Annotated in this window: 8 protein-coding genes; 2 read left to right on the top strand and 6 right to left on the bottom strand. The window is 60.5% G+C overall.

All coding sequences use genetic code 11. The features are described 5' to 3' along the window. Window positions 1-14: 14 nt before the first annotated feature. Entirely contained in the window at window positions 15-4,913 is a 4,899-nt protein-coding gene (locus ACP7EW_RS21485; RefSeq protein WP_426219519.1) for an alpha-2-macroglobulin, read from the bottom strand. A gap of 338 nt (window positions 4,914-5,251) precedes the next feature. Here ACP7EW_RS21485 and ACP7EW_RS21480 point away from each other — a divergent pair, with 338 nt between their 5' ends. Together ACP7EW_RS21480 and ACP7EW_RS21475 are read left to right on the top strand one after the other, a co-directional pair. Then, window positions 5,252-6,133 carry a hypothetical protein gene (locus ACP7EW_RS21480; protein WP_426219517.1) on the top strand — a complete coding sequence of 294 codons (882 nt, stop codon included), beginning with the start codon at window positions 5,252-5,254 and terminating at the stop codon, window positions 6,131-6,133. Window positions 6,134-6,245: 112 nt separating this feature from the next. After that, on the top strand, window positions 6,246-7,583 hold the full coding sequence (locus tag ACP7EW_RS21475; protein WP_426219515.1) for an MATE family efflux transporter: 1,338 nt from the start codon (window positions 6,246-6,248) through the stop codon (window positions 7,581-7,583). On the opposite strand, the gene ACP7EW_RS21470 is transcribed toward ACP7EW_RS21475, so the two are convergent. The 5 genes from ACP7EW_RS21470 to ACP7EW_RS21450 form a co-directional block, all read right to left on the bottom strand. Then, the gene (locus tag ACP7EW_RS21470) at window positions 7,528-8,421 is read right to left on the bottom strand and encodes an alpha/beta hydrolase (RefSeq protein WP_426219513.1); all 894 of its coding nucleotides are present in this window, start codon (window positions 8,419-8,421) and stop codon (window positions 7,528-7,530) included. The genes ACP7EW_RS21475 and ACP7EW_RS21470 overlap by 56 nt on opposite strands. Window positions 8,422-8,519: 98 nt before the next feature. Next, window positions 8,520-10,433, bottom strand: coding sequence for an arginine decarboxylase (speA, locus tag ACP7EW_RS21465; protein WP_028615582.1), 1,914 nt, complete (start codon window positions 10,431-10,433; stop codon window positions 8,520-8,522). 143 nt (window positions 10,434-10,576) lie between these two features. After that, window positions 10,577-10,948: a translation initiation factor Sui1 gene (locus tag ACP7EW_RS21460; RefSeq protein ID WP_426219510.1), complete on the bottom strand. Its 372-nt coding sequence runs from the start codon at window positions 10,946-10,948 to the stop codon at window positions 10,577-10,579. Window positions 10,949-11,130: 182 nt separating this feature from the next. Beyond that, a complete protein-coding gene (locus ACP7EW_RS21455; protein WP_426219508.1) occupies window positions 11,131-11,667 on the bottom strand; it encodes an NUDIX hydrolase in 537 nt (178 codons plus the stop codon). Window positions 11,668-11,669: 2 nt separating this feature from the next. Continuing rightward, window positions 11,670-12,647, bottom strand: a complete 978-nt coding sequence (locus ACP7EW_RS21450) for a DUF2333 family protein (protein ID WP_370468598.1) — start codon at window positions 12,645-12,647, stop codon at window positions 11,670-11,672. Window positions 12,648-12,886: the final 239 nt, after the last annotated feature.

Here is a 12,886-nt window from a genome sequence, read left to right as displayed (position 1 = left end):
GGCCCCGTTTTACATTAACGCCCCTTGATCACCAGATCCGCCGGCGTCTCACCCACCGCCTGCCAGTTCGGCCGGTACATCGACTCCACTTGCGGCGGTGGCACACGGTAAGTACCCGGTGTCACGGCACGTGCCAGGTACAGCAGGTGCGTGGTGCCGGAGCCTTCCAGGTTGATCGCCGCCACGTAACGGTCATCACGGAATTCCTGGTGCTTGAGCGATGCGTTCTGCATCGACTCACGCCACTCCTTCACTTGGCTGCTGGCGTTTTCCAGGCTGGCGGCGCTTTGCGCCAGGTTCTGGTTCTCCAGCTCCAGGCCAGCTGGTAACAGGTCCACCACCAACGCATCCGGCACCCGCTGCTTGGCACTCACCGCCAAATGCACCAGCACCAGATCGCCACTGTTGAGGCTGCGCAGGTTCAACGGCTGGCCGTTCATGCCCAGGTATTCGCGGCGGATGTTCAGGTTGTCGCCACCCGTTGCCGGTGGCACCTGTGGATAACCCGAAATCGTCAATTGCTGATACACCGGCGTCTCGCCCTGGTTGCTCAAGGTCAGATCACTGGACAGCCACTTGCCCTCCAATTCCAGCGTCGACTGCTGATTGTTCAGTTGCTGCACACCGCCACTGCCCGTCAATGACACTTGCCAGTTCGCATCAGGCTTGGCAAACCCAAGGCGCCCGGCCAGGAACAGCGAGTTGCGCTCCTGGGTCGACAGGTACGGGCTAGCCGCCAGTTGATCCGACAGCGTGAACAAGCGCTCCTCACGCTTGCCCTTGGCCAAGTCGTTCTCTTCCAGCAAGGCCAGGATCATCGCCTGGTCGCGCAACGGGCTACCGTAGTCGGCCAGCCATTCATTGGCATTGCGCTGCGCCGCCAGGCCGGCGAGCAACGCCTGGTCCGCACGCGGCTGGTCACCCATCTTCTGCAACGCGATGGCCAACTGCACCAGCGGCAGACCGGAGCGCGCATCGCTGCGGCGTTCGAAGATGCTGCGCAACGCGCCCAACGGCGCCTGCTGACTGCGCGCCAGCACCATGCCCGCGTAGGCCTGCACGGCAAAGCGGGTGTGGTCGGCGTTGTCGCTGTAGTCGACGTCGATCAGGTTGCGTTCCTGCACGTAACGCAGCAGACGCTCGCTGGCCTTTTTCAAGGCTTCAGGCGGCACCGCGAAACCCTGGTCGCGAGCGCGCAGCAGGAAGTCGGTGACGTAAGCCGTCAGCCAATATTCCTCTTCGCCATCCGCGCCCCACAACCCGAAGCTACCGTTGTAGCGCTGCATGCCCAGCAGGCGTTCGATGCCCAGCTCGATCTTGCGTTTGCGTTCACTGTCCGACTCGCCCTTGATCGACAGGCGCTTGAGCAGCGCATCATCGGCGTACAGCGACGGATATAGACCGCTGGCAGTCTGCTCCAGGCAACCGTAAGGGTAGGCCTTGAGCGCACTGATCTGCGCACCGAGGTTCAGCGGCGGTCGACTCGACAGGCTCAGCAGCGCCTGGCGTCCCGAGGCATCGAACTGATCCAGCGTCCCCGCCGGCAAGCTCCACGGTTGATCCTTCAGCACTGCGCGATAGTGCTTGAGCAGCGCCGGATAGGCCGGGCGCACGCCCAGGGTCCATTCGCGCGTAAACGGCGGCAGGTTCTCACCCGGCAGATCCAGGCCATTCACCGTCACCTTGACCTTGCCCTGCCCCAACCCGCCCCAGGCTTTCACCGGAATGCGCAGGGTGGTGCGCTGGCCTTGCTTGAGTTCGACGGTTTGCGCGCCGCCGTTGACCAGCTCCAACTGCCCATCGGCGCTCAATTGCACATCAAGTTTCTGCGGTTTGCCCGACAGGTTGGACAGGTCCAGCGCCAACGTGGTCTGGTCGCCACCTGCCATGAAGCGCGGCGCCGACAGCTCGGCAATCAGCGGGGCGGCAATCACCGTCTTGGCTTCGGCCATGCCGTAGCGATCGTCGCTCCAGGCCTGGGCCATCAGGCGCAGTTCGCCGTTGAAGTCGGGAATACTGACGCTGACTTCGCCCTCGCCTTGCTCGTTCAACGTCACGGGGGCGCTTTGCAGGGCGACGATGGTCACGCTGGTGTCCGGGCGCTTGCCGCCCTTGGCGAGTGCCGCATCGCCACCAAATGCCAGGCTGGCCAATCGGCCTTGCCCGGCTTCGATCAACTGACCGTAGATATCGAACTGGTCCACGCCGTAGGCCTTGCGGCCGAACAGGCTGGAATACGGATCCGGCGTCGGGTATTCGGTGATATTCAGGATGCCCACGTCCACGGCAGCGACCAGGACATGCACCTGTTTCGGCACGCTGCCATCGGCATTCTTGGCGGCGATTTTCACGGTGAGCGGCTGTTTGGGGCGCATTTTTTCCGGCGCGCTGAGGGTCACGCCGAGTTTGCGCTGGGTGCGATCCAACGGCAGGTGCAGCAGGCCCACCGCCCGTTTGGGCGTGATGTTGGCTTTACGCTCGCCAGGACGAATCACCAAGGCGCTGACATACAAATCATGGCGCGACCATTTCGGATCGAGCTTCACGGCGAAGCTCTTGCCTTCAGCCGGCACCTCGATTTCCTGCCACCACAGCGGGCCTTCGGCGGACTCCACCAACAGGTAGCCCTTACCGGCCGCCGGCGGCGTGACGGTCACATTAGCCGTATCGCCATCGCCGTAGGCCGGTTTATCCAGCGCCAGCTTGACCTGGTCTGGTCGCACGGCGCCGCCTTCGGTGTTGTCCTGGGCCTGGTAACCAGCCCAAAAACGCAGGCTGCTGACCAAGCCGGTCTGCGGGTCTTCAACCTCGACGCGGTAAGGGCCCCACTCCACCTGGAAGCTGACCTTGGCAGTGTCGCCCGCCTTGATGTTCAGGGTCTGTTCGTCGAGGTTGAGGAATTTCTCGTTGAAGTGATAGCTCCAGCCGTCATTCTCGGAGTAGTTCCAGTAGTAGTCGCGGCGCTCACGCACCAGGCGCACCTTGAGGTTCGGCGCGGCGAGCTTCTGCCCGTCCTGGTTGGCCAGCAGCACTTCGAATTCCGCCGGGCCGTCGCCGTTGGTTTCCTTGCCATCAAACAGTCCGCGCAGGCCCGGCAGTTGCTCGGCGGGCCAGATCGGCTGCACCAGGCGCCGGGTGATCGGCCGTCCGCCTGACTCTTGCAGGCTGGCCTGCACGATCAGTTGCAGCGGCGACTTGGCCTCGGCCCATTTGCTTTCCAGGGTCAGCGCTTCCTGGCCCTTGGCGTCGAGTACGCTTTCGTCCAGTTCGAAATCCTGGCTCAGCTCTTCTTCGGTGACGGAGCCGAACTGATAGCCCGGCAGCGACTTGACCGCTTCGCGCAACGGTCGCACATAGACTTGGCCGCTGACGCGATTGCCCGAGGCAGGCGCGCCGTACAGGTAACGGCCGTTGACCTGGATCACCGCGTCGTCCGCCGGCTTCAGCGGGGTGTCGCTGCCCTTGAGTTCCAGCGCCAGGCGCTCGGGCAGGAAGTCTTCGACAAGGAATTCATACAACTGCGGCTTGCCATCGCCCAGGTCAAACACCAACTGCCAGCGCCCGGTCGGTGCTTCGCCAGCCAGTTGCAGTTGATATTGATAAAGGCCAGAGGCGTCGGCATCCCAGACGAATTTGCGGCTGACCTGCTCATCGGGTCGACGCACTTCGACGCTCACCGGCTGCGGCTTGACGGCATTGCCGTCCTTGTCCCGCAGCAGGGCATTGAGCAGCACGGTTTCGCCAGGGCGATACAGGTCACGCGGGCCGAACACAAAGAACTGCAAAGGGTGGGAGGGCTGGCCGCCGATGTCGAACTCGGCCAGGTCCAGCGCCGCACTGTCGAGGCGCAACATACTGGTCTGTTCACCTTGCTTGGCGAGCAGCACCTGGGCCTTTTTCGGTAATGGCAACTCGGCGTGGCCACCCTTCTCGGTCTTGCCCTGGCCCAACACACGGCCTTCGGCGTCGAGCACCTCAAGGTCGACACCATCCAGTGCCTTGCCGCCTTCCAGCGCCTGGGTAAACACGTCCAGGCGATTGGCGTAACGGTGCACCGACAGGCCGATATCGCTCAGGGTAAACAGCGTGGCCGGTTGAGAATAGTTGTAGGTGCCCGAAGCCCGCATCACCGCCAGGTACACGCCTGGCTGTTGCAATTGCTTGAGGCCGGCGATCGGCAGCAGCAGGGTTTCGCGGGTGTTGCGCGCCGGGTTCAGGTCGAAACGGCCACCGTAGACCAGGTCGGCCAACGGCAGCAGTTCGCGGGATTCATAGCTTTGCAGGCTAGTGTTGCGGCCCCATTGCGCGAGGAAGGTGGGCAGGGATTCGGGCTTGATGCGGAAGAATTCGACGTCGATCTTGTCGACGTTCAGCGCGATCACCGGCAGGCCTTCGGCCAGGCGCGTCGGCAGCAAGGTGCCACGGCTGGCAAAGCCGACAGTGGCTTGCAGGTCGCGGGTTTCCAGGCGCGCGCTGTACTCGGCGGCGAGGGTATTGTCGTTGACGGCCTTCACACCGGCGTCGACCGTGAGCACCAGTTTGCGCTGCGGTTCCAGGTGGCGCAGGCGCAATTCCATCAGGTTGTCGGAGATTTCCCAGGCGCCATCGACCTTGCCGGACTTGCTGTCCACCAAGTGAAGTTTGTCGGCGAATTTCTGATCGGGGTCCAACGGGATGGAAAAGCTCACGGAGAGCGTGCTGGCGCCGTCGAGCTGCACTTCGGACACGTCCACCACGCTCAACTCGCGCCCGGCGTAACGCTGCTTCAGCGCCGCCACATCCACCGCGGCCTTGGCCGGTTTTGGCGCCACTGTCGCTGCTGCAGGAGCGGTCGGTACCGCCGGTTTATCGGAGGAATCGCAGGCGCTCAGCAGGGCCAGCGCGCAAGCAAGGAACAGTCCTTTGTTAAGCATGGGGCACTCGTTTGTGAGGGGGTCCGAGAGGTGAACTATATATCAGCCCGCAAGGTGCCGATGGGGTGCTGGTCACATTGACCGACGGAGGGTGGTTTGGTTCTGGCGGAAACCAGAACCTAAGCTAAACCCCACAAATACTAGAGTCGCGCGTATGGGCTTGTCCTCAGTGGCTGTGGCCTCAGCCACTAAAGAAGCAAACAAAAAATCGGCGACCGCTTGTCTGAACTGTCAAAATTGACAGTAGATCGTAAAAACAATACTGACTAGTTTCATCCTCATAGAACTCAGGCACATGACCATCAATAAACTAGTTGCGACATCAAAGGACAACAGACATGAGCACAAAAGCCGCATATCAAAACTCCGCCCAAATTCCTTTCTCCATTAACAATTATGCGACATTCGAAAAACTCACCACCACCCCCCCAATCTATTACAGAACAAGAAAAGACTTAAAACTTCACATCACAGACACGTGGGACGGCGGACAATCTGGAGGCAGTCTCTCAACGGGAACGCGCCTCAACGAGTACGGACTGAAAGTTGGCTACATGAATATTACTCAGCCATTATCCCTTTCAGGCACAACAGTAGACTGCCTGTTTAGTTTAGAAAAAAATGGAAATCAGGTTCTCTATTCCTCATTGAATGAACATGGCCACGTTGAACAATACACCCCTATTTACCCAGACATTTCGTCTGGCGTGTTTTTGACGATTACGGAAAAGGATAAAATCGCGCCAAAACGCAAAGATTACAAGCCAGAAGAAAACAATAACAATCAGTACGAAGTCAAAGAAAACTCCCACTCCCTCGCAGGCACTCCATGCACCAGCGCCTCCAACTCCAAAACAATACCCGATACAGAAGCCTTTTCACTCCTGCAGAATGTTCATATCTACTTTACAGGCGACATTTATCAGAAAATTGGCGAGGAGTTTAAAAAAATCGACAGCTCACTTCTTAACAGCTACCTGAGTTTTGGAGGTATTTTCGCGCTCACTGACGACCCAAACAAACTTTACCCTGACGGCGTTACAACACTACTCATAAAAGACGGATTATCTGAAGGGGAAGCAGAGTTAACGTTTGATCATCACTCCACAAACAAAAATGTCACCATTACAGTGACACACCATACCAGCAAGACCGCAGATATCAGAGACATGAGAGAGGTCGGATATCCCTACCCCAACACCATATGCTTTGCTATGTAATCTTTCGCTTACTTCCAAGCTAGTTGGGGGGCTTGCTCCCCCCATTTGTCGTAACGCTCAGGCCCTACATACCGCTGGTGCAGCTACAATACTGCTCCCCCAAGGAGCCTGCATGCCCACCTTATTCACCGACTGGCGCCACCGCCCCACACACCGCCGCGTCTGGGCCCTGGCCGCGCCGATGATCCTGTCGAATATCTCGGTGCCGTTGGTGGCGCTGGTGGACAGCATGGTCATCGGCCACCTGCCCCACGCCCACCAGTTGGGCGCCGTCGCGGTCGGCGCCAGCCTGTACACCTTCCTCGCCTGGGCCATGGGTTTCCTGCGCATGGGTTCCACCGGTTTCGCCGCCCAGGCTGCCGGGCGCAATGATGGGGCGGCGCTGCGGCAAATCCTCCTGCAAGGCCTGTTGCTCGCACTGGGCCTGGCAATGCTATTGGGCACAATAGGCATTCCGCTGAGCCATCTCGCGCTGGAGTGGATGCAGCCCTCTCCCGAACTCAATCAACTGACCCAGGATTTCTTCCACACCCGTCTGTTCGGCCTGCCGGCTGCGTTGGCCAGCTATGCGCTGGTCGGCTGGTTTCTCGGCACGCAGAACGCCCGCGCGCCTCTGGCGATCCTGCTGACCACCAACCTGGTCAACATCGCCCTGAACCTGTGGTTCGTACTCGGGCTGGAGTGGGGTGTGGTCGGTTCGGCGCGTGCGTCCGTCGTGGCGGAATGGACCGGTGCTTTGCTCGGCCTGGCCATGACGCAAAAAGCCCTGCGCGCCTACCCGGGTCATATCGCCTGGGCGGCGCTAAAGCTGTGGGAAAGCTGGCGCCCGTTGCTGGCGGTCAACCGCGACATTTTTATCCGCAGCCTCGCGCTGCAATCGGTGTTTTTCATGATCACGGTGCAAGGCGCGCGATTGGGCGATGCCACCGTGGCCGCCAATGCGCTGCTGCTCAACGGCCTGTTGCTGGCCGCCCACGCCTTGGATGGATTGGCCCATGCGGTCGAAGCCCTGTGCGGGCATGCCATCGGCGCCCATGACCGCCAGGCCTTGCGTCGTTCATTGGTGGTGGCCGGCGGCTGGTCGTTGATCGCCAGCGTCGGTTTTGCGCTGCTGTTCACCGTAGCCGGACACCTGTTTATCGCCATGCAGACCGATATCCCCAGCGTGCGCGAAACCGCCGACCTCTATCTGCCTTACCTGGCGATTCTGCCGTTGATTGCGGTGTGGAGTTACTTGCTGGATGGCTTGTTCATCGGCGCCACCCGCGCGCGGGAGATGCGCAATGGCATGCTGCTGACTGTCTTGCTGACACTGCCCTTCGCCTGGGCGTTGCAGGGTTTGGGCAACCACGGGCTGTGGATAACCTTCCTTCTATTTATGGCCCTGCGCAGCCTTACCTTGTGGGCGATTGCCTGGCGCTTGAACCGGCAGGACCAGTGGCTTGGATAAACGCGGTGACACGGTCCAGCACCGGCGCCAACCAACGCAAAGGTCTGGCGATCGCCCCCACCAGCGTCTGGTGGTTGGTCTTGCCGAAATAGACTTCCTCCACCGGCACACCCGCCGCCCGTAATTGCTGGGCCAGCCCGCCGGTGTTGCGTTTGGGGTTGACGAGCTTGTCGTCCGTCGAAGCGATCAGCAGGCTGGGCGGTGCGTCACGGCTAACGTGGTTGATCGGCTGGGAATCCGGCGGTGAATCAGGGAAGAAAAACACCGGTTTCACGTCAGTGTTTTCAATCGGCAGAAAGTCATAGGGCCCGGCCAGGCCGATCCAGCCTTTGAAAATTGACGGCGTCAGGCCAACCTCTTTCAGCCAACGCGCATCCAGCGCCAGCATCGACGCGTTATAGGCGCCGGAGCTATGCCCCATGACATAGAGCTGTTGGGGATCACCACCATATTGGGCGACGTGTTGATAGGTCCAGGCAACGGCGTGGGCGTTGTCTTGGAGGAAAGCGGGATAACGCACTTGCGGGTAAAGTCGGTAATCGGCGATCACCACCACGATGCCGCGTGAGGCCAGGGCTTCGCCGACGAAACCGTAGTCGTCCCTGGAGCCGCTGTTCCAACTGCCGCCATAGAAAAACACCACGACTGGAGCATTGGAGATAACAGGGACAGGCCGGTAGATATCGAGTTTTTGCCGGGGATCATCGCCGTAGGCGATGGCTGAAGTTTTGGTGAAGGTGTTGGAGGGGGTGAGTGCGTTGAGCACTTTGATGGGGGAGCAGGCCGCGAGGAATGCCGCGACGGCCAGGGTGAACGCTTGCAAGAATACTCTCGACATCGCCAACCCCTTATACGTGTGAAGACAGACTAATGTGGTGAGCGGGCTTGCCCCGCGCGAGGCAAGCTCGCTCACCACAATGACCGAGTTTTACGCGGTTACGAGGACAGGTACGAAGAACGCGTCAGGCCCAGACGCAACGCATCCAGGAACTGGGTACGCTCCGACGCACTGATCTTCGCGCTCGCGCATTTGTCACGGTAATGCGTCATCAACTCCTCCGGCGACAAGTGCACATAACGCAGCATGTCTTCGATGGTGTCGTGGGTCTCGATACCGGCGCTGTACACCGAACCGTCTTCACGCTGGTAGATGTTCACCGAGTCGGTGTCACCGAACAGGTTGTGCATGTCGCCCAGGATTTCCTGGTAAGCACCGACCAGGAAGATACCCAGCAGGTAGTCTTCACCTTCGTTCAAGCCGTGCACTGGCAGGCTGGTCTCGATGGACTGCTCGTCGACGTACTGCTTGATCTTGCCGTCGGAGTCGCAGGTCAGGTCTTGCAGCACGGCGCGGCGCAGCGGCTCTTCATCGAGGCGGTGCAGCGGCAGGATCGGCAATACCTGGCCGATGGCCCAGGTGTCCGGCAGGCTCTGGAACACCGAGAAGTTGCAGATGTACTTGTCGGCCAGCTTGTCGTTGAGTTCGTCCAGTACCTGGCGGTGCGAGCGCTGGCGGGCCTTCAACGAGTTGTGCAGGCGGCGGCACACGGCGAAGTAGCATTGCTCGGCCAGGGCTTTCTCGGCCAGGGTCAGCTTGCCGTCGGCGTACTGGGTAGCCACGTCGCTCATGTAGTGAGTGGCGCGCCAGTAGGTTTCGGTGACCATCTCGATGTCGGTCGGGCCGAGCAGGTCCACCAGCCATTGCACGGTTTCCGGCAGGCTTTCCTTGTTTTCGATGGTCGGGATTTCGTCGTTGTGTTTCTCGACGTCGGTCACCTGCACCACCAGCATGGCGTGGTGGGCGGTCAGGGAGCGGCCGCTTTCGGAGAAGATGTTCGGGTGCGGCAGGCTCTGCGCGTCGCAGAATTCCTTGAGCATACCCACGACCACGCCGGCGTAGTCGTCCATGTCGTAGTTGATCGAGCTGGCGTTACGCGAGTGCGTACCGTCGTAGTCCACGCCCAGGCCACCGCCGACGTCGATGTGGTCCACCGGCAGGCCAAGGTTGCGCAGCTCGCCGTAGTAACGGATGGCTTCCTTGAACCCGTGCTGGTAGTCCGCCAGGTTGGCGATCTGCGAGCCCATGTGGAAGTGCAGCAGGCGGATACCCTGGTCCAGGCCAGCCGCGCGGAAGCGCTCGACCACGGACAGCAGTTGCGCCGCCGACAGGCCGAACTTGGATTTCTCGCCACCGGTGTCCGCCCACTTGCTCGATGCCAGCGACGACAAACGTACGCGAAGGCCGACCTGTGGCTTGACCTTGAGGCTGGCGGCTTCTTCGATCACCAGTTCAACTTCGGATTCTTTCTCGATCACGATGAACACGTTGTGGCCGAGTTTCTGGCCCATCAGCGCGAGGCGGATGAACTCACGGTCCTTGTAACCGTTGCAGACGATGGTGCCGCCCTTCGGCGCCAGGGCCAACACAGCCAGCAGCTCAGGCTTGGAGCCGGCTTCCAGGCCAATCGACACGTTCTGGGTGGCGATGATGTTCTCGATCACCGCTTCCTGCTGGTTCACCTTGATCGGGTACAACGCGGTGTACTTGCTCTGGTATTCCAGGCGCTCGATGTTCGCATCAAAAGCGCCGGTCAGCTGGCGTACACGGTCTTGCAGGATGTCGGGGAAGCGCACCAGCAACGGCAACGACAGACCGCTTTTGCGCAACTCGTCGACCTGTTCGTACAGGTCGACCGGCGTGCTGTTCGGGCCGTTCGGACGGACTTCAACGCGACCGGCATCATTGATCGCGAAATACCCGGCCCCCCAATGGCGAATCCCGTAAACACTGCGGCTGTCCGCAACTGTCCATTGGCTGCCATCGTCTTTGCGTGTGCGTCGTACGGACATCGAAGTCCCCTATAAATGAAGTCGAAGGCACCGCCCCTATCAGAGGCTGGCGCAGTCTAAAGAATGAAAATGACGATTTGCCTGCGTGCAAGGTAGGACCCCACGCGCAGGACAGAGTTTAGACACAGGTCGGGAAGAGGCTTTCAGCCGCCGAACTTCTTGGCCTTGTACCCGAGCTTGATCAGCTCGGCCAACAGCAACTCGACGTGATCGCCCTGGATCTCGATGACGCCGTCTTTCAACGCGCCTCCGGTGCCACAGCGTTTTTTCAGCGTCGTGGCCAGTTCCTTCAGGGCTTCTTCGGCCAACGGCACGCCGGTGATGGTAGTCACCGTCTTGCCGCCACGGCCTTTGCTCTCGCGGCGTACGCGGGCAATACCGTCGCCTTCAGGGATCAGGGTCTGTTTGCAGGTACACGAATCCACGGGCTGACGACAGTCCGGGCAGTGTCGACCTGCGTCGGTGGAAAATACCAGGCCACCAAGGGCGGCGAAGGATGCGGCTTTTTTGGCCACCGGCAATCCTCTTGGGAGGATGAAGACTGATCGGCACCCGCAAAGCGGTGAACCGACCGCGAAGCCCCACTCAGGCAGGGGCAGCGCTACCGGACCGCCAAGGCGGTTCGGGTGAAAAGTCGCGCAGTGTAACCACAAAAAGCCGACTTGCTAAGAGTCAAATGGCGCCAATTTATGCAACTTTAGCGACGCGAGGCCAGATAACGCCGCAACCCTTCCTGGGCATCCGGGCAGTAAGGCTTTTGCCCAGCCTCCTGCAGGACTGTTTCAAGGGGTAAAAAGCGCGCCTCCATGACCTCTTCCGGCTGTAGACACAGTGGCCCGTCCCAGACGGCAGAGTAGGAGGTGCACCAGAGCCGGCTGTCGCCATCTTCGAAATAGAAGTGGTCATGTTCGACCAATTCCACGCCACCGACACCCAACTCCTCTTCCAACTCCCGCGCTGCCGACACAGCATACGACTCTCCCTGCGCCACCATGCCGCCCGCCGCCGTGTCCCAGAAACCGGGGTACAACGCCTTGCTCAGGGTGCGCCGATGCACACACAGCTCACCCTTGGAGTTGAACAGGAATATGAAAGTGCAACGGCCAATCAGGCCGCGCTGGCGAAGGTCGGACCGCACGAGGTGACCGAGCAGGTTGTCCTGCTCGTCGACCCAGCAGATCAGTTCAGCATCGGAAGCCGCGCGGTGTGCGGCCTCCTTTTGAGTAGCGTCCATCATCAACCCTGGTTGAGGAGCTGACGCAAGTCGATCACTGCAGCGTTGGCCCGGGAAATGTAGTTGGCCATCACCAGCGAATGATTCGCCAGTACCCCGAAGCCACTGCCGTTAAGAATCATAGGACTCCAAACCGGTTCCTGCGAGGCTTCCAGCTCACGAATGATCTGGCGCACGCTGACCGTGGCGTTCTTCTTGGCCAGTACATCGGCAAAATCGACTTCAATGGCGCGCAGCAAGTGCGACAAGGCCCAAGCCTGGCCACGGGCTTCGTAGAACACGTTGTCGATCTGCATCCATGGGGTTTCCACCACTTCCTCATCGACCTGCGGCACTTCACCCGGCGCCAGGGCTTCGGTTTTCAGTGCGGTGTTCAGTTTCACCCGGCCGACGCTGGCCGACAGGCGTTGCGACAGCGAACCCAAGCGCGTAGCGACGTCGCCCAGCCAGTTGTTCAGGTTGTCGGCACGCGCGTAGAACAGCGCGCCGCGCTGGTTCGGGTCGGACAGGCGTGCTTCGTAGCGGCTCAGGGAATTGATGCCTTCCTGGTATTCCGACTCACTGGATGGCAGCACCCAGCTCTTGTTGTCGAAGTTGAAGCGTGGCTCGGCCTTGGCCAAGTCCGCGTCTTCGGCCGACTGCGACTGCGAGCGGGCAAAGTCTTTACGCAGGGCACGGGTCAGGTCACGCACCTGCACCAGCACCCCGTATTCCCAGCTCGGCATATTGTCCATCCACAGGCCTGGCGGGAAGCGGTCGTTGGAAATGTAGCCACCGGGCTTGTTCAGCAAGGTGCCGACCACGGTCTTGAGGGTTTCGACCGTGGTGTAGCCCACCACCATCTGCTTGCCTTCCTTCTCGGCGGCCAGCTGCGCGTTCTGCTGCACCGGAAACAGCGCCGGCTCTTCGCTCCAGTACCAACCCAGGGCGCCGGTGACCAACAGGTACAGGCCGAGCACGCTGAGCACGGCACGGCTCATCAGCACGGTACGAAAATAGCCGCGGTTGGCCGACTTGGGCTCAGGCGCGGGGCCTTTGGCGCTGCCTGCACGGTTTTTCCAGTCCAGCATGGCGATATCCTTTCAATCACTTGAGTTCAGGGCGTACGTTCAAACACTCCGACCATAACCCTACCGCATCGTGCCCACCCGTGCGGGGCTTTTTACCGTGCGCGACCACCCAGTCGGCAACTGAATACTACCCAGACGCAGTTTATTGA

The organism is Pseudomonas sp. DWRC2-2 (assembly GCF_049897885.1).
Classification (GTDB): Bacteria; Pseudomonadota; Gammaproteobacteria; order Pseudomonadales; family Pseudomonadaceae; genus Aquipseudomonas; species Aquipseudomonas azotoformans_A.
The sequence above is the reverse complement of the archived record's forward strand: the minus strand, read 5'-3'. Positions and strand labels throughout refer to the sequence as shown.

Bases quoted from the DNA above. Each gene is read 5' to 3' on its own strand.
- speA (WP_028615582.1), bottom strand. From the start codon at position 10,433: ATGTCCGTACGACGCACACGCAAAGACGATGGCAGCCAATGGACAGTT.
- ACP7EW_RS21475 (WP_426219515.1), top strand. From the start codon at position 6,246: ATGCCCACCTTATTCACCGACTGGCGCCACCGCCCCACACACCGCCGC.
- ACP7EW_RS21485 (WP_426219519.1), bottom strand. From the start codon at position 4,913: ATGCTTAACAAAGGACTGTTCCTTGCTTGCGCGCTGGCCCTGCTGAGC.
- ACP7EW_RS21450 (WP_370468598.1), bottom strand. From the start codon at position 12,647: ATGAGCCGTGCCGTGCTCAGCGTGCTCGGCCTGTACCTGTTGGTCACC.
- ACP7EW_RS21470 (WP_426219513.1), bottom strand. From the start codon at position 8,421: ATGTCGAGAGTATTCTTGCAAGCGTTCACCCTGGCCGTCGCGGCATTC.
- ACP7EW_RS21480 (WP_426219517.1), top strand. From the start codon at position 5,252: ATGAGCACAAAAGCCGCATATCAAAACTCCGCCCAAATTCCTTTCTCC.
- ACP7EW_RS21455 (WP_426219508.1), bottom strand. From the start codon at position 11,667: ATGGACGCTACTCAAAAGGAGGCCGCACACCGCGCGGCTTCCGATGCT.